At 65.0% G+C, this 15,898-nt stretch carries 12 protein-coding genes and 2 tRNA genes; 12 read left to right on the forward strand and 2 right to left on the reverse strand.

Going from position 1 to position 15,898, the window contains the following annotated elements; genetic code table 11:
• Positions 1 to 3: 3 nt before the first annotated feature.
• Positions 4 to 972 carry a 2-hydroxyacid dehydrogenase gene (locus tag X803_RS0102370; protein ID WP_035777534.1) on the reverse strand — a complete coding sequence of 323 codons (969 nt, stop codon included), beginning with the start codon at positions 970 to 972 and terminating at the stop codon, positions 4 to 6.
• Between the two features lie 459 nt (positions 973 to 1,431).
• Here X803_RS0102370 and X803_RS17305 point away from each other — a divergent pair, with 459 nt between their 5' ends.
• From X803_RS17305 to X803_RS0102420, 10 genes are all read left to right on the forward strand, one after another.
• The gene (locus X803_RS17305) at positions 1,432 to 2,364 is read left to right on the forward strand and encodes a PQQ-dependent sugar dehydrogenase (protein WP_253907375.1); all 933 of its coding nucleotides are present in this window, start codon (positions 1,432 to 1,434) and stop codon (positions 2,362 to 2,364) included.
• Positions 2,365 to 2,455: 91 nt separating this feature from the next.
• Positions 2,456 to 2,528: transfer RNA gene (locus X803_RS0102380), tRNA-Lys, on the forward strand.
• Positions 2,529 to 2,864: 336 nt separating this feature from the next.
• Positions 2,865 to 3,335 (forward strand): thioredoxin-dependent thiol peroxidase, encoded by a 471-nt coding sequence (gene bcp / locus X803_RS0102385; RefSeq protein WP_026543874.1) that lies wholly within the window; start codon positions 2,865 to 2,867, stop codon positions 3,333 to 3,335.
• A 105-nt stretch (positions 3,336 to 3,440) separates the two neighbouring features.
• Positions 3,441 to 3,525, forward strand: a tRNA-Leu gene (locus X803_RS0102390).
• A 197-nt stretch (positions 3,526 to 3,722) separates the two neighbouring features.
• Positions 3,723 to 4,412 (forward strand): fasciclin domain-containing protein, encoded by a 690-nt coding sequence (locus X803_RS0102395; RefSeq protein WP_026543875.1) that lies wholly within the window; start codon positions 3,723 to 3,725, stop codon positions 4,410 to 4,412.
• Between the two features lie 227 nt (positions 4,413 to 4,639).
• A complete protein-coding gene (locus tag X803_RS0102400) occupies positions 4,640 to 6,379 on the forward strand; it encodes an ABC transporter substrate-binding protein (protein ID WP_026543876.1) in 1,740 nt (579 codons plus the stop codon).
• Positions 6,380 to 6,492: 113 nt separating this feature from the next.
• Entirely contained in the window at positions 6,493 to 8,001 is a 1,509-nt protein-coding gene (locus X803_RS0102405; RefSeq protein WP_275450933.1) for a malate:quinone oxidoreductase, read from the forward strand.
• A gap of 44 nt (positions 8,002 to 8,045) precedes the next feature.
• Entirely contained in the window at positions 8,046 to 11,258 is a 3,213-nt protein-coding gene (locus X803_RS17310; RefSeq protein WP_084033288.1) for an efflux RND transporter permease subunit, read from the forward strand.
• A gap of 35 nt (positions 11,259 to 11,293) precedes the next feature.
• The gene (locus tag X803_RS0102415) at positions 11,294 to 12,376 is read left to right on the forward strand and encodes an LLM class flavin-dependent oxidoreductase (protein ID WP_026543878.1); all 1,083 of its coding nucleotides are present in this window, start codon (positions 11,294 to 11,296) and stop codon (positions 12,374 to 12,376) included.
• Positions 12,369 to 12,848, forward strand: coding sequence for a MarR family winged helix-turn-helix transcriptional regulator (locus tag X803_RS0102420; protein WP_026543879.1), 480 nt, complete (start codon positions 12,369 to 12,371; stop codon positions 12,846 to 12,848). The genes X803_RS0102415 and X803_RS0102420 overlap by 8 nt, the downstream gene beginning before the upstream one ends.
• Positions 12,849 to 12,925: 77 nt before the next feature.
• Here X803_RS0102420 and X803_RS0102425 read toward each other — a convergent pair whose 3' ends face one another.
• Positions 12,926 to 13,729 (reverse strand): transglutaminase-like domain-containing protein, encoded by an 804-nt coding sequence (locus tag X803_RS0102425; RefSeq protein ID WP_026543880.1) that lies wholly within the window; start codon positions 13,727 to 13,729, stop codon positions 12,926 to 12,928.
• A 104-nt stretch (positions 13,730 to 13,833) separates the two neighbouring features.
• On the opposite strand from X803_RS0102425, the gene X803_RS0102430 reads away from it, so the two are divergent.
• Positions 13,834 to 14,748, forward strand: coding sequence for an oxidoreductase (locus X803_RS0102430; protein WP_035777536.1), 915 nt, complete (start codon positions 13,834 to 13,836; stop codon positions 14,746 to 14,748).
• A 53-nt stretch (positions 14,749 to 14,801) separates the two neighbouring features.
• Positions 14,802 to 15,898, forward strand: a 1,097-nt coding sequence (locus X803_RS20865; RefSeq protein ID WP_026543882.1) for a DUF222 domain-containing protein, incomplete at its 3' end; no start/stop codon positions are given.

Genomic DNA, 15,898 nt, shown 5'->3' on the forward strand with positions numbered 1-15,898 from the left:
CAGCTAGCCGTCGGTGCGTCCGTCGCCCCAGGCTCCGCGCACTACCAGATTCTCCGGCTCCCGTCCTTCGGCGAGCGCCTCCAGCTGCCGCCGCAGCAGCCGCACGATACGCGGCCAGAACGCTCCGGTATTGCCGCCATTGTGAGGGGTGATGATTGCGTTCTTCGCCGTCCAGAGCGGATGGCCGGCAGGGATCGGTTCCGGGTCAAAGACGTCGACGGCGGCGTGCAGCCGCCCGCTGACCACTTCAGCGGTCAGCGCGTCCGAGTCCACGACCGGGCCCCTTGCCACGTTGATCACCAGCGCACCATCCGGCAGCGCCGCGAGCACTTCCCTGCCGACCAGCCCGCGTGTGGAGTCCGACAGCGGCGTGATGATGATGAGGACGTCATGACGGGCGGCCAGTTCAACCAGGTCATCACTGCTGTGCACGTGTCCGCGCTCATCGCTGCGGGCGGTGCTCCCGACCCTGGTGAGCTCCACCTCGAACGCGTCCAGCCGCTTTGCGATTTCCTCACCGATTCCGCCTACTCCGAGCAGCAGTACCCGGCGGTCCGCAAGCCCCTTGAAGCGTGCAGGCTTCCATACGCCCTCGCGCTGATTGAGCACTGCCACATCGATACCGCGAAGCGATGCGATGGCGAGTCCCACGGCCATCTCGGCGGTGGCAGCGGCATGGACTCCCGCCGCGCTGCACACGGCGACCCCTTCCCCCGCCATCTGGGGCACTCCTTCGTAGCCGGTTGACTGTGTCTGCACCAGCTTCAGCGACGGTGCTGACTGCAGCGGCTCGGTGAGATCACCCCTGTCCATATACGGCAGCACCGCCATCTCGACGTCCTGAAGATCGGCGCCGTCGGGTGCACTTTTGAAGTCCCACACAGCGAGGGTGATCCCTTCCGGGGCCGGCTGCAGGGCCTGAAGAAGGTCGTGGTCGGGCACTGTCACGGTTCGGATGGCAGGAGCTGTCATGCGATCAGCGTAGCGGGACCCGCGTCCAGGCTTCACACACTGCTACGCGCGCATCACCAAATGACTCTTTTGTACCTCCTACGCGCATCATCCACGAGTCAACGCCTATGGACAGCTGTATTCCGTCGTCGTAACGTGTCGGTCATGCGGGCCGCGGGGCACGGAAAGCGGGACGGCGGCAGGGGCTCATCACAAGGGGCGTTGCTTCCTCTCCCTCCGATGTCCGCCGGCCCTCCTGGGGTGCGGGCCGTCATCCGGCGTCGATATCGCTCAGCCGGTCGGCGCTGCGCGGGTATGGCGGCAATTTTTTGCCTTCTCGCCGGTGTGACCGGTTGCGAAGGCGGTCCTGAACCTGCCCCCGTCGTTGAGCAGCCCGATGCCGCCCCATCCGCAACGGACGGGTCCGGTCCGGCCGCGCCTACTCCTGCACCGGAACCGTCCGAACTGCCTGATCCGGCCGTGACGGCAGAATCGGCGGCAGGCCTCGGAGTCCCGTGGGCGATGGCGCTGCTGCCGGACGGAACACTCATCATCACCGAGCGGGACACTGCCGAGGTGAAGCGTCTCGTCGACGGCCGGGTGGAAGTCATCGGCGTGGTGGAGGATGCGCTGTCTTCGGGCGGCGAGGGCGGGCTGCTCGGAGTGGCGGTACCGCCCGATTTTTCCGATGTTCCGAGGCTGTATCTCTACTACACAAGTCCCACCGACAACCGTGTAGTGAGCATGTCCTACGACGGGAACGGGCTGGGTGAAACAGCAGCGGTGCTGACCGGCATTCCGCGGGCGAACATCCACAATGGAGGGCGCATCAAATTCGGTCCGGACGGGTACCTCTACATCGGCACCGGTGATGCATCCAACGCCTCGCTTGCCCAGGATCCCGCAAGCCTCGGCGGAAAGATCCTTCGCGTGACTGCGGACGGCGCACCCGCACCCGGGAATCCCTTCGATTCCGCCGTGTACTCACTGGGGCACCGGAACGTGCAGGGTCTGGCATGGGACTCCACAGGCCGTCTCTGGGCAAGCGAGTTCGGCCCGGACCGGGACGACGAACTGAACCTCATTGTGCCCGGAGGGAACTATGGGTGGCCTCTTGTCACCGGGGCTCCGGGTGAGGAGCGATTCCTTGACGCGCGGGTTGTCTGGCCATCCACGGCAACGTCGTCTCCCAGTGGGATGGCCATTGTCGGGGACGTCGCCTATATCGGCGGTCTTCGCGGAGAGCGGCTCTGGCGGGTCCCGCTGGCTGACGGGTCTGCAGGAGAGCCCGCAAGCTTTTTCGACGGCGCCTATGGCCGCCTGCGGGACACCATCGCCGGCGAGGACGGCGGGCTGTTGATCGCCACCAATGAGACTGGCGGTTCGCGGATTCTTCGCGTCGAAATGCAGTAGCTCACATGCGGTGCCCCGATTTCAATTTTCCGTCAGACTGCTGGTAGAGTTTAGTGCTGTTGCGGAAGGCGGTCAGGCCGGATTTCCGCAGGCACCTCTAGCTCAACTGGCAGAGCAATTGACTCTTAATCAATGGGTTCCGGGTTCGAGTCCCGGGGGGTGCACTTCTGAAGAAACAACTCCCGTCAGGCACTGGCCCGGCGGGAGTTTTTCTTTGCCCGCCGGTTGCTGGACCTATCTTCAGCGGCACCCCGCTCACTCCGTTGGCGGGATACTTCCAGCTGCGGGAACCGCACCACTGGTGAAGTCCCGTGGGGTCCCCTTGGTGCTGTGGAACCCCGTAGAGGCCGTGCAGTCCAGTGGACGCGTGGAATCCCGTGGAGTCCCGTGGGGGCCGTGACATCAATCCCCATATGATTGCTACGGCTCGATCCGTAGCTTCGTCGAAGTGTCGAAGTTCCGGCTCAGACCCACACATTCGACCTGACAGAGAGGCGCCCATGTCTGAACGACTCCAGCCCGGAGACCGCGCACCGGACTTCACACTCACCTCCGCTGATGGTTCCGCAGTTTCGCTTGGTGACTTTGCGGGCGAGAACGTGGTCGTCTACTTCTATCCGGCGGCTGCCACCCCTGGCTGCACCACTCAGGCCTGCGATTTCCGGGACAGTCTTGCCTCGCTCGCCGCTGCCGGGTACCGGGTCATCGGCATCTCGCCTGACGCGGAGGCAAAGCTCCGCTCGTTCAGCGACAAGGAAACTCTTACCTTCCCGCTGCTTTCCGACCCGGACCACGCAGTGGCTGACGCCTGGGGTGCCTGGGGAGAGAAGAAGAATTACGGCAAAACCTATGAGGGCCTGATCCGCTCCACGGTGGTGGTGGACGGCGCCGGGCACGTAGCGCTTGCCCAGTACAACGTCAGGGCGACCGGCCACGTCGCTAAACTGCGCCGCGACCTGGGGATCAGCTGACCGTCTGACCGTCGAAACTCACTGAAGTAATCCAGCGCGGGGGCTTCAGCGACCTGAGTACAATGGAGGGTGCGTCGCACGGCCCAGCCTGCAGGCGTACCCCACGCGCGAGTGGCGAAATTGGCAGACGCGCTGGATTTAGGTTCCAGTGTCTTCGGACGTGGGGGTTCGAGTCCCCCCTTGCGCACCATCAGAATGGCTCCCGGCCCTGGCCGGGAGCCATTCTGTTTCAGGCCGTATCGGGTCTGCAGCAATCTTTTTTCAAACTCCACCAATCCACTCCCATTTCCCACCCGAACTAACCGTGAGACATCGACACGATGTGTTCGTCCGGTAAAAGACCATCGCGTTCGCCGTGGGGGTCGAATTGTTTGAAGGAGAAATGAAATGGAACTTCTGAAGCGCAGGAACCTTTCCGTACTCGGTGTCGCAACTGTCGCCATGTTTGGCCTGGCAGCATGCGGCGGTGGCGAGGAAGCAGCACCGGGTGCAGCGGAAACCACAGAGTCGAGCACCACGGAGTCCTCGGCTCCCGAGATGACCGAAGAGATGACGGACGAGGCCATGGACCCCGCCGCCAACCTCGTCGGCCCCGGTTGCGAAGGCTACGCCGAGCAGGTTCCCGACGGCGACGGCTCAGTGGCCGGCATGGCCCAGGATCCGGTAGCTGTGGCCGCGTCCAACAACCCGCTCCTGACCCAGCTGACCGCGGCTGTCTCCGGCGAGCTGAACCCAGATGTTGACCTCGTGGACACCCTGAACGGTGACGAGTTCACCGTCTTTGCACCGGTCGACGAAGCGTTCGGCGCCCTCGATGCCGCAACCGTCGAGGCCCTCCAGACCGACGCCGACCTCCTCACCGGCATCCTCACCTACCACGTGGTTCCCGGCCAGCTGAGCCCTGACGAGGTCGCCGGCACCCACACCACGGTCAATGGAGCCGAGGTAACTGTTGAGGGCGAAGGCGATTCCATCACCGTCGGCGAAGAGAACGCTGCTGTGATCTGCGGCGGCGTCCAGACCGCCAACGCCACGGTCTACCTCATCGACTCCATCCTGATGCCCCCGGCCCAGTAATACGGTCCATATCGGCCCCATCAGGCCAACAGGCTCCTTGATTCGACTCCTCTAATCGGAATCAGGGACACGGGCGGGTATCTGCACCCAGGTGCGGATACCCGCCTTTTTTCTCGTTCTCCCACTGCCCGCTCCGGAACCGTCATCAGCGTCCGTCCAGCCTCGTGGCTTAGACTGAAGCTTCCGTCCGCAGTTCCTGCCTACTCCAGGCGCGCCCCGAGGAGACCATGCCAGCGAGCCCCACGCACCGCCGTCGTCCGCTGACGGGGCTTGCCCTCCGGGCGGTTGCTGCGACAGCTGTCCTTGGACTCACCGCATGCAGCGCGGCCACACCGATGCCCACAGCGACGACGCCGGCGCCCACCACAGCAGCCGAATCACCTGTGCCCGTGGGAGATACCACCACCGGTACGTTCACCTTTGGGACAGCGGCCAATCCCACCGGTCTTGATCCGGCTCTGGTGGCTGACACCGAGTCATACCGGATCACCCGGCAGATGCTCGAGGGCCTGGTCGGGATCGACCCGCTCACATCCGAGCCCGCACCGCTCCTCGCGACCTCCTGGGAGGAACGCAATGAGGGCCGGGCCTACGCCTTCCAGCTGCGCGAGGACGTTCTTTTCCACGACGGCGAGCCTTTCAACGCCGAGGCCGTCTGCGCCAACTTCGAGCGCTGGTACACCATGCCTGCCGACACCAGGGTCCTGGATTCGACCATCGCCTTCGAGTCCGTCTTCAACGCCTTCTCCGATTCACCGGAGGAGTCCGTGTATGAATCCTGCCAGCCGCTTGGCGAGCACGAGGTCCTCATCCGGCTGTCCGGAGTCATGACGTCGTTCATCCCCGCGCTCGCGCTGCCCGCGTTCGGCATGGCGTCTCCGAAGGCCCTCGCGGAGCTCAACGCCAACGAGCTGACGGTGGAACGGGACGGCCGGAACCTGTCCGAATTCGCGCTGAGCCCGGTGGGAACCGGTCCGTTCACTTTCGAAACGTGGTCCGACGGCGAAGTGACCCTCAGCGCGTTCGAGGACTATTGGGGCGTTCCCGGTGAAATCCAGACGGTGACGTTCCGTACCATTCCCCATACCGATGCACGGCTGCGCGCCCTGCTCAGCGGAGAAATCGACGGCTACGATCTGGTGACGGTGGACAACGCCGCGGAGCTCGCGCGCGAGGGGCAGCAGATCCTGCAACGGGATCCCTACTCGGTCCTCTACCTCGGCATGAACCAGGACTTCCCCGGCGTCGACGATGAGCTCTTCCGGCAGGCGGTCGCCCACGCGATCGACAAGCCTGCACTCATCGAGGGGCGCTTCCTCAACGGAACCAGTCCGGCCAACCAGTTCCTGCCTCCCAAACTGGGGGTAACCAGCGAGGAGGTTGCAGAGTATGAGTACAGCCCCGAGATCGCGCGGGACCTCCTGGAGGAGGCCGGATACGACGGCGAACCCCTCCCCTTCCACTATCCGCGCAACGTGGCGCGGCCGTACCTTTCGTCACCGGAGAAGGTATACGCCGAACTGAGCCGCCAGCTCACAGCAGCCGGTTTCAATATCCAGCCCGTGCCCACCGCATGGTCGGACGGCTACCTCCAAACCGTCCAGCAGGATGACAACCGCGCGTTCCACCTTCTTGGATGGAGCGGAAGCTACCAGGATCCGGACAACTTCGCCGGTGCCCTGTTCGGCGGTTACAGCGAGGAATTCGCCTACCGCGACAACCAGCTCTTCAGCAAGATCGCCCGCGCTGTCACCCTGCCCAACGGTGACGAGCGCGCGGCCGCCTACCGGGACATCAGCGAGAGCATCTCCGTCGACATTCCGGCGGTTCCGCTGGCCTTCCCGATCTCCGCTGCGGTGGTGTCTCCGCGGGTGCTCAGCTACCCCGTAAGCCCCGTCATGCACGAAGTGTTCAACCATATTGACCTTGCCGACGTCGAGCAGCCCACCGCCCCTGCCGGAAGCTGAACCGTCCGCGTGGCGGTTCTCCAGTGGGACCAGAATCACCCCTCCGGCAAGGTCTTCCAATTTACGGAACGTCTGCCCCAGAGGCTACGCTTCTAGGGCTAGCGCCCTTGCTATTGGAGACCATCGTGACTGCTGACAGCCAGGCGGGAAAGCCCGCGAACCACACCGACGTCGTTCTAATTGGCGGCGGAATCATGAGCGCCACCCTCGGGGCGTTCCTCAAGCAGCTGCAGCCTGACTGGAGCATCGCCCTCTTCGAGCGTCTGGACCGTGCAGGGCTGGAAAGCTCGGACCCCTGGAACAACGCCGGGACCGGGCATGCCGCACTCTGCGAACTGAACTACTCGCCGGCGGCCAAGGACGGTTCGGTGGATCCCGCCAAGGCGGTTGCCATCAACGAACAGTTCCAGGTCTCACGGCAGTTCTGGGCGCACATGGTGTCCAACGGCCATCTCGGCGATCCGGGCAGCTTCATCAACGCCGTCCCGCACATGAGCTTTGTGTGGGGCGAGGGCAACGTGGAGTACCTGCGGCGCCGCTACGAGGCTCTTCGCGCGCAGCCGCTCTTCAAGTCGATCGAATTCGCTACCGACCACTCCGCGATCGCCGGATGGGCGCCGCTGCTGATGAAGGAGCGGCCTGCCTCGCAGCCTGTCGCCGCGTCGCGGGTCGCTGGAGGCACCGACGTGGACTTCGGTGCACTCACCCGCGGTCTCACAACCTACCTCGGCGAGAACGACGTCGACCTGCGCTACGGACACGACGTCACCGACCTCTCCAAGACATCCCAGAACCGCTGGGATGTCACCGTCCGCAACCGGGCCACCGGCCAGGAACACACCGTGAACACGCGCTTCGTGTTCATCGGCGCAGGCGGCGGGGCGCTGCATCTCCTCCAGAAGAGCGGCATTCCCGAGGGCCGCGGTTTCGCCGGATTCCCGGTGTCGGGCCAGTTCCTGCGCTGCACCAACCCGGACACAGTGAGCCAGCACAACGCCAAGGTCTATGGACAGGCTTCAGTGGGTGCCCCTCCCATGTCCGTCCCGCACCTGGACACCCGCTACGTCAACGGTGAGCGGTCCCTCCTGTTCGGTCCGTATGCGGGTTTCTCAACCAAGTTCCTGAAGCGCGGCTCGCTGCTGGACCTCCCGATGACAATCCGTCCGTCCAACCTCCTGCCCATGCTCGCCGTCGGCAAGGACAACATCCCGCTCACGAGGTACCTCATCAGCGAGGTGCTCAAGAAGCGGGAGGCGAAGAATGAATACCTCAACGAGTTTGTCCCGTCAGCTGACGGGAACCGGTGGGAACTGATCACCGCGGGACAGCGTGTACAGGTCATCAAGAAAGCTCCCGGCAAGGGCGGCGTCCTCCAGTTCGGCACCGAGGTGATCACCTCGGCAGACGGCACGGTCGGTGCCCTGCTGGGAGCCTCCCCGGGAGCGTCGACAGCAGCACCGATCATGATCGAGCTGATGCGTCGCTGCTTCCCCGGGCAGATCGCTGCCTGGGAGCCGAAGCTGAAGGAAATGATTCCCGGCTACGGCACCAAGCTCAACGAGAACGAGTCCCTTGCCGATGACATCCAGTCAATGACTGACAGGGTACTCGGACTCACATAGACCGCGGCGCCGCCAGGACTGGCTGCCCGCAGAAGGCAGAACTGATGTTCCGTTTGGCTCAGCTGTCCCTGGGGAACCGTGCACTGATTGCTCTCATCACCGTCTTCGCGGCGGTGTTCGGTGTCATCACCATGGGTTCCCTGAAACAGGAGCTCATCCCGTCGCTGGAGTTCCCGCAGATCACCGTCGTGTCCTCGCTCCCCGGTGCCAGCCCGGAGTATCTGGACAAGCAGGTCAGCGAGCCGCTGGAGAGTGCGCTGAGCGGGGTTGAAGGACTGGAGTCGTCCTCCGCAACCTCGCGCAGCGGCGTCTCGACCGTCAGTCTCATGTTCGCGTACGGCACGGATCTGGACCGTGCCCGCGGCCAGGTGGACCGCGCCATCTCGACGGTGCGGCCCCTGCTTCCGGAGGACGTTGAACCCCAGTCGCTGGCCGGCAGCATCAATGACCTGCCTGTCGTCTTCATGGCCGTCTCTTCCGACCAGCCGCTGAGTGAGCTGGGCGAGGAGCTGAGCCGGCTTACCGTGCCGCGGCTCCAGAAGGTCGAGGGGGTTCGCAGCGCCGAGGTCACCGGCGGCGCCGGGCAGCATATTTCCATCCTGCCCCGAGAGGATGACCTCGTGGCAGAAGGGCTCGCAACCGGCGACATCGTCGACGCCCTGGAAAACAACGGCGAACTGTTCCCGATCGGCACACTGGAAGAAGGCGAACGGTCCCTGACGATCCAGGCGGGCAGCCCCATCACGTCGCTCGATGACATCCGTGCCCTGCCTATCCTCCCGTCCGATCCCGATCCCGGATCCGGTTCCGGCGGCGCGGTCACTCTTGGCTCCATCGCCGAGGTGTCCATAGCCGACGATGACGCCACCTCGGTCACACGCACCAACGGCGTCGAGACGCTGGCCCTCACCGTGACGAAGGTCCCCTCGGCAGATACGGTGACGCTCTCCAACGCGGTCACGGCCCTCCTTCCCGAGCTTGAGGCCGAGTTGGGGAACGGCGCGGCCATTACAGTCATTTTTGACCAGGCGCCGTTCATCGAACGTTCCATTGCCGACCTCACCACTGAGGGCCTGCTGGGACTGGGATTCGCCGTCGTCGTCATTCTGGTGTTCCTCCTCTCCGCCCGCTCCACCCTGGTGACGGCGGTGTCCATACCGCTGTCGCTGCTGATCACGTTCATCGGGCTGTGGGCAACCGGCTACTCCCTCAACATCCTGACGCTGGGTGCGCTCACCATTGCGATCGGCCGCGTGGTGGACGATTCCATCGTGGTCATCGAGAACATCAAGCGGCACCTCAGTTACGGGGAAGACAAACGCTCCGCAATCCTGACCGCCATCCGCGAGGTCGCCGGTGCGATCACCGCCTCCACCCTCACGACGGTGGCTGTCTTCGCTCCGATCGCCTTTGTCGGGGACCTCGCCGGCGAGCTGTTCCGTCCGTTTGCCCTGACGGTCACCATCGCGCTGCTCGCGTCGCTGGCCGTTTCGCTGACCATCGTCCCGGTGCTGGCGTACTGGTTCCTCCCCCGGACGATTCCTGCGGCCGACCCCTCGGACCCGGCAACCGGTGCCGCAGGTGCCGCAGGTGCCGCCGGTGCCGCCGGTGCCGCCGGTGCCGCCGGGCAGCGCTACCTGGCGGAGGAGAAGGAGCAGCGGTCCTGGCTGCAGCGCGGGTACCTTCCCATCCTTCGCGTGACCCAGCACCGTCCGGTCTGGACCGTCGTGGCGGGAGTCCTGGTGCTGGCGGGCACTGTGGCGCTGGTGCCGTTCATGCAGACAAATCTGTTGGGCAACACCGGGCAGAACAGTTTCAGCATCAGCCAGCGCCAGCAGCCCGGCTCAAGCCTGGAGAACACTGTTGCCGAAGCGGAACGGGTGGAAGCGGTCCTCGCCCGTTTCGAGGACATCCGCGACGTCCAGGTGACTGTCGGTAACGCATCGGGTGCACTTGGAGCGCGTTTCTCCGCCGGCGCCGCCACGGCACAGTTCACGGTGACCACCGAGGAAGACGCCGACCAGCAGGAGCTGCAGAACGAGGTCCGCGCGGCGCTCAATCAACTTGAGGAGGCAGGAGAGATCTCCCTGTCCACTCAGCAGGGCGGGTTCGGCACGTCGAGCACCGTGGATATTAACATCACCGCTCCGGAGCCGGACATCCTCGCCGAAGCAACTGACGCCGTCGTCGCTGCCCTGCAGGGTGTCCCCGGCGCTCGGGATGTCACATCCAATCTGGCCGCGGCGCAGCCGCAGGTCCAGGTGAGCGTGGACCGTGCCGCCGCCGTGCGCGCGGGCCTGAGCGAGGGGCAGATCGGCGCGCTGCTGGGAGGAAACGTCAGCGCCATTCCCGGCGGCACCGTGCGGCTTGAAGCCACCGACTACCCCATCCTGATCGGTGAAGGAACCGAAATCTCCAGCCTGGAGCAGCTGCGGGATCTTTCGCTGCCCACCCCGGCAGGGCCGGTTCCGCTCACGGATGTCGCGACCGTGGAGGAGGTGCAGGTTCCCCTGACGATCACAAGCTCCAACGGCGAGCGGACCGCGCAGGTCTCGATCACGCCGTCGGGCGACAATCTTGGCGCCCTGACCGCCGCGGTCACGGAACGGCTGGACGGCGTAAGCCTGCCCGCCGGTGCAACCGCCACGCTCGGGGGCGCTGCCGAACAGCAGGCCGACTCCTTCGGGCAGCTGTTCCTTGCCCTCTGGGCGGCGGTTGCGATTGTGTACGTCATCATGGTGGCAACGTTCAAGAGCCTGATCCAGCCGCTGATCCTCCTGGTCTCGGTGCCGTTTGCCGCGACCGGCGCGATCGCACTGCTGGTGATCACCGGGATTCCGCTGGGGCTGCCGTCACTGATCGGGATGCTCATGCTGGTGGGGATTGTGGTGACCAACGCGATCGTCCTGATTGACCTGATCAACCAGTACCGGCAACCCCGGAACGGTTCGCCCGGGCTCAGCGTCGCGGAGGCAATTACACGCGGCGCCCGGCAACGCCTCCGTCCCATTCTCATGACGGCGCTGGCGACGGTCTTCGCGCTCACGCCGATGGCCTTGGGGCTGACCGGAGAAGGCGGGTTCATCTCCCAGCCGCTTGCCGTCGTCGTTATCGGCGGTCTTGTTTCCTCCACACTGCTGACGCTGGTGCTGGTTCCGGTACTGTACCGGCTGGTCGAGGGACGGCGGGAGAAGCGCAATGAGGCACCGGAAACGTGGGAACAAATCCCCGAGAAGGTTGGTTACGGAGTACAGTAGATGCAAATGCATGTACTTCTAGGAGGAGGAATCCCATGCAGATCGGTATCTTCAGCGTCGGCGACGTAACTGTTGACCCCACCACCGGCACAGCACCCACGGAACACGAACGCATCAAGGCCATGGTGACCATCGCCAAGCACGCCGAGGACGTCGGAATGGATGTCTTCGCAACAGGCGAGCACCACAACCGCCCGTTTGTGCCCAGCTCCCCGACCACCATGCTGGGATACGTTGCGGCGCAGACCTCCCGCATCATCCTCTCCACTTCGACGACGCTGATCACCACCAATGACCCCGTCAAGATCGCAGAAGACTACGCGATGCTGCAGCATCTCGCCGACGGCCGTGTGGACCTGATCCTGGGGCGCGGGAACACGGCGCCTGTCTATCCCTGGTTCGGCAAGAACCCGCAGGACAGCGTTGACCTCACTGTGGAGAACTACCACCTGCTGCGCCGGCTCTGGGACGAGGACGTGGTCACCTGGGAAGGCAAGCACCGCACTCCCCTGAACAACTTCACCTCCACGCCGCGACCGCTCGACGGCGTTGCACCATTTGTCTGGCACGGTTCCATCCGCACTCCACAGGTCGCGGAAATCGCCGCCTACTACGGGGACGGATACTTCGCCAACAACATCTTCTGGCCCAAGGAGCACTACCAGCAGCTCATTTCGCTCTACCGTGAACGGTATGCGCACTACGGCCACGGGACGTCTGAGCAGGCCATCGTCGGGCTGGGAGGCCAGTTCTTCATCCGCCCCAACTCACAGGACGCCGTCAACGAGTTCCGTCCCTACTTCGACAACGCGCCGGTCTACGGTCACGGTCCGTCGCTGGAGGACTTCACCTCGCAGACCCCGCTGACGGTGGGCAGCCCGCAGGAGCTGATCGACAAGACGCTGACTTTCCGTGAGTTCTTCGGCGATTATCAGCGTCAGCTCTTCCTGGTGGACCACGCAGGCCTTCCCCTGAAGACGGTGCTGGAACAGCTGGACCTGTTCGGATCCGACGTCCTGCCGACCCTGCGCAAGGAGTTCGCCGAGCGCACTCCCGCTTCAGTGCCTGCTCCCCCGACGTTCGAGAACCGGAAGGCTGCGGTGTCCGCCAATGCCTGAGTCTCCAGCCACGCCGCTGCGTCTCACCGCCGATGCCTGGGAGTCTCTCTTCCGGGCGCAGGTGGCGGTGATGCGCAGGCTGCGCCGGGACCCCTCCTTCGCGGCGCTTGCGATCGGCGAGTACGACGTCCTCTTCAACCTCAGCCGCTGTCCCACCGGCTGGACCCGGTTGAATGAACTGAACAGCCACCTGTTGATCAGCCAGCCGAGCCTGAGCCGTATGGCGGAACGCCTGGAGCACAAAGGGCTGATTCAACGCAGGCAGGCTCCCGATGACCAGCGCGGCGTCCTTCTCGCTTTGACCGACGAAGGGCGCCGCCTGCAGCGCGAAATCGGTTCGGCTCACGTCCGCAGCATCCACGCCCTGCTGGGCCCGCTCCTGAACGAGGAAGAAATGGAGCAGCTGCTTGCCCTGACCTCGAAAATCAGGGCTGGTCTGGAGGACGACGGCGGTACTCACCCCTCGATGTAGCTGTCCCTCCGCCGGACGCTAGCCGAGCTGGACCGGTGAGGTGCCGTCTCTCCTCCTACTGGCCGCTCCGCCAGACGCTAGCCGAGCTGCACCGGTGAGGTGCCGTCGTCGTCGTGCAGGATATCTGCGGTGGCGGTGACCTTGATCGTGTCCAGGGTGAGGCTACCGCCGACCGTGGAAAGGAACGCCGTGTCCGAGGCGTCACGCCCGGTGGCGATGCGCAGCAGGTTGGTCCGCGGAGCCAGGCCGGTTGCGTCCACGACATGCCAGGCGCCGTCCACCCACGCCTCCACTACTGCATGGAAATCCATCGGCGTCAGGCCCGGCGCATACACCGACACCAGGCGTGCCGGGACGTCCTTGGCGCGCAGCAGCGAAATGACCAGGTGGGCATAGTCCCGGCAGACGCCCCGGCGGGCCAGCAGCGTGTCCGTGGCGCCGTCGGTATGGCGGGAAGATCCGGACACATAACTGATGTTTCCGCTCACCCATTCGCGGACGGCCTGCAGCAACTCTGTACCCTGCAGGCTGCCGAACAGCCCGTACGAGGTCGGCAGCAGCCTGTCCGATTCGCAGTACCGGCTGGGGCGCACGTACCGGATGAGATCAGCCTCGGTTCGCTCGGCTGCGGTGGCTGTCCCTGAGACCTCGGCTCGGTAGTTCAGCTCAAGCGTGGCCGGTTCCTCCAGCGTCAGCGTATGGAGAAGCCCGCCGTGCAGGTCCTCGACTACTGCCGGTTCCACCGCCTCGCCATTCGCTGTGATCTCCAGCGTTTCAGCAAGCGCCGTATACCCGTCATTGCGCGCAACCGCCACCGAGAAAGCCATTGACGTACCGGCTCGTGTGCGGGCGGTCAGCTGAGCCGTCACTGTTCGATTCATTCGGCGAAGCTCCTGGCGGATCTCGATGAGGGATGGGGTGTGCCGGTCTGAAACACTGGCTGTAACACGGTACGACGAGAAAGGCACACCCTGTGAATCGCTCCATGCCTGAAAGCTCCGGCGACCCTCGTCTGGACGGCAAGACCGCCGTCGTGACCGGCGCAAACAGCGGCCTCGGGCTGCAGACCGCCATCGGCCTGGCCCGCCGCGGGGCGTCGGTGGTACTCGCCTGCCGCAGCGAGGAACGGGGCGCAATAGCCCTGCAGCGTGCTCGTGAAGCTTCGGGAAGTGCCTCGCTCACGCTGCGCCTCCTCGATCTGGCGGACCTCGGATCGGTGAGGTCCTTCTCTCGTGAGTGGAACGGTCCCCTGGACATCCTCGTCAACAACGCAGGGGTGATGGCCACACCGCTGAGGCGAACGGCAGACGGCTTTGAGCAGCAGTTCGGAATCAACCACCTCGGCCACTTTGCGCTGACCGGGCTGCTGCTGGATGCGCTGCGCCGGTCGCCGGGGGCGAGGGTGGTCACAGTCTCGTCGCTGGCGCATCGACGCGGGCGGATCGACTTCGACGATCTCAATGCGCATTCCCGCTACCGTCCATGGCGCGCGTATAACCAGAGCAAGCTGGCGAACCTGCTGTTCACCATGGAACTCGACCGCCGCGTCCGTGCAGCCGGTTGGCCGTTGATCGCCGCGGCAGCCCACCCGGGACTCTCGACGACAAACCTCACAGCCGGCATGCGCGGCGCAGCGGTCCTTGACCTGATGGGCGGATTCTTCCGTGTCATGGGGCAGTCGGATGTCGACGGCGCCGCACCGGTCCTGCTCGCCGCGACCGGAGCGCAGGTGCACGGCGGCGACTACTACGGTCCGAATGGGCCTGGTGAAACGCGGGGGAAACCGGTTCTCGTTGCGCCGGCCCCGTCAGTCCTGGACGAGTACGTTGCAGCGAAGCTGTGGTCGGTGAGCGAAGAGCTCACCGGGGTGACCTACGCAGGATTGCCTGCCACTACGTAGCTATCGAACTGGTGTTCGGGAAAAATGTCGGTGGTGGGTGATGGACTTGGGTCATGAGGTTTTCGGAGCAGCAGTTCGGATCCGGCGCCGGTGCGCCGGCAGCTGATGTTGCCGACGAGGGTGCGCGTCTCGGCCTGACCTCAGTGTGGGAGGGCTCTGCCGATCCAGCAGCGTCTGGTCCGCGTGGGCGGGTGCAGCTTCCGCCGGTGGATTCCTTCGATCTGCCCCATGCCGTGGAGGCACTTGCTCTGGTGTCCGAGCTTCAATCCTGGGCTGAGGCGCAGAAAGCCAAGCTGGTGAACCGGATCCGGGAACACTACCGGCTCAAATCCCTCTACCGGAACGACGACGCCGCTGTCGCCGAGGAGGAATCCTCCTTATGGGCGGCAGAAGAGATCGGTGCGGTCCTTCGCCTGCCGGCCCGCACGGCGCGAACGCTCGTGGAGCAGAGCGAACGCCTCATCCATGCCTATCCGCGGACCTTCCTCGGTCTCGAGTCCGGCAGGCTGTCGTGGCGGCATGCCACCACGGTGGTGGAGGAATGCGTCGGTGTTCCCGCAGACTCGGTAGCCCAGTTCGAACAGGAACTCGTCGAAAAAGCCGAGCAGTCCACGGTCCCCAAGCTCACCCGCCACGCCCGAGGCCTCCGCGAACTGCTCCACCCCGACGCCGCGCCCATCCGCACAACTCGTGCCACCGCAGACCGCCGGGTACTCCTCGAACCCGCCCCCGACGGCATGGCCTGGCTCAGCGCCTATCTACCGGCCGAACAAGCCTGCGGAATCTACAACAGGCTCGACGCCGGAGCCCGCGGCCTCCAGACACCCGATGAACCCCGCACCCTCACCCAACTCCGCGCCGACGTACTCACCGACCTCCTCACCCACACCTGCAACGGGAACATCGACACCGGAACCGGATACCGCGGCATCAACGCCACCGTCCACCTCACCGTCCCCGCACTCACCCTCCTCAACCAACTCCCCGGCGCCGAAGATAGCGCCGGCGCTCACCCACAAAAGAGGGCCGGAGCAGCCCCAGCGGAACCAGGTTCCCCCATTCCCGGGGCAGCCGCTCCAGCCAGCTCCGGCTCTCCAGCCAGCTCCGATTCTCCAGCCAGCTCCGATTCTCCAAACGGCCCCGATGACGC

This window comes from Arthrobacter sp. 35/47, from assembly GCF_000520475.1.
Classification (GTDB): domain Bacteria; phylum Actinomycetota; class Actinomycetes; order Actinomycetales; family Micrococcaceae; genus Arthrobacter_D; species Arthrobacter_D subterraneus.

What these genes read in the sequence shown, in the direction of transcription:
- X803_RS0102370 (WP_035777534.1), bottom strand. Translation starts at nt 972, where the DNA reads ATGACAGCTCCTGCCATCCGAACCGTGACAGTGCCCGACCACGACCTT.
- bcp (WP_026543874.1), top strand. Translation starts at nt 2,865, where the DNA reads ATGTCTGAACGACTCCAGCCCGGAGACCGCGCACCGGACTTCACACTC.
- X803_RS0102395 (WP_026543875.1), top strand. Translation starts at nt 3,723, where the DNA reads ATGGAACTTCTGAAGCGCAGGAACCTTTCCGTACTCGGTGTCGCAACT.
- X803_RS0102400 (WP_026543876.1), top strand. Translation starts at nt 4,640, where the DNA reads ATGCCAGCGAGCCCCACGCACCGCCGTCGTCCGCTGACGGGGCTTGCC.
- X803_RS17310 (WP_084033288.1), top strand. Translation starts at nt 8,046, where the DNA reads ATGTTCCGTTTGGCTCAGCTGTCCCTGGGGAACCGTGCACTGATTGCT.
- X803_RS0102415 (WP_026543878.1), top strand. Translation starts at nt 11,294, where the DNA reads ATGCAGATCGGTATCTTCAGCGTCGGCGACGTAACTGTTGACCCCACC.
- X803_RS0102420 (WP_026543879.1), top strand. Translation starts at nt 12,369, where the DNA reads ATGCCTGAGTCTCCAGCCACGCCGCTGCGTCTCACCGCCGATGCCTGG.
- X803_RS0102425 (WP_026543880.1), bottom strand. Translation starts at nt 13,729, where the DNA reads ATGAATCGAACAGTGACGGCTCAGCTGACCGCCCGCACACGAGCCGGT.
- X803_RS0102430 (WP_035777536.1), top strand. Translation starts at nt 13,834, where the DNA reads ATGCCTGAAAGCTCCGGCGACCCTCGTCTGGACGGCAAGACCGCCGTC.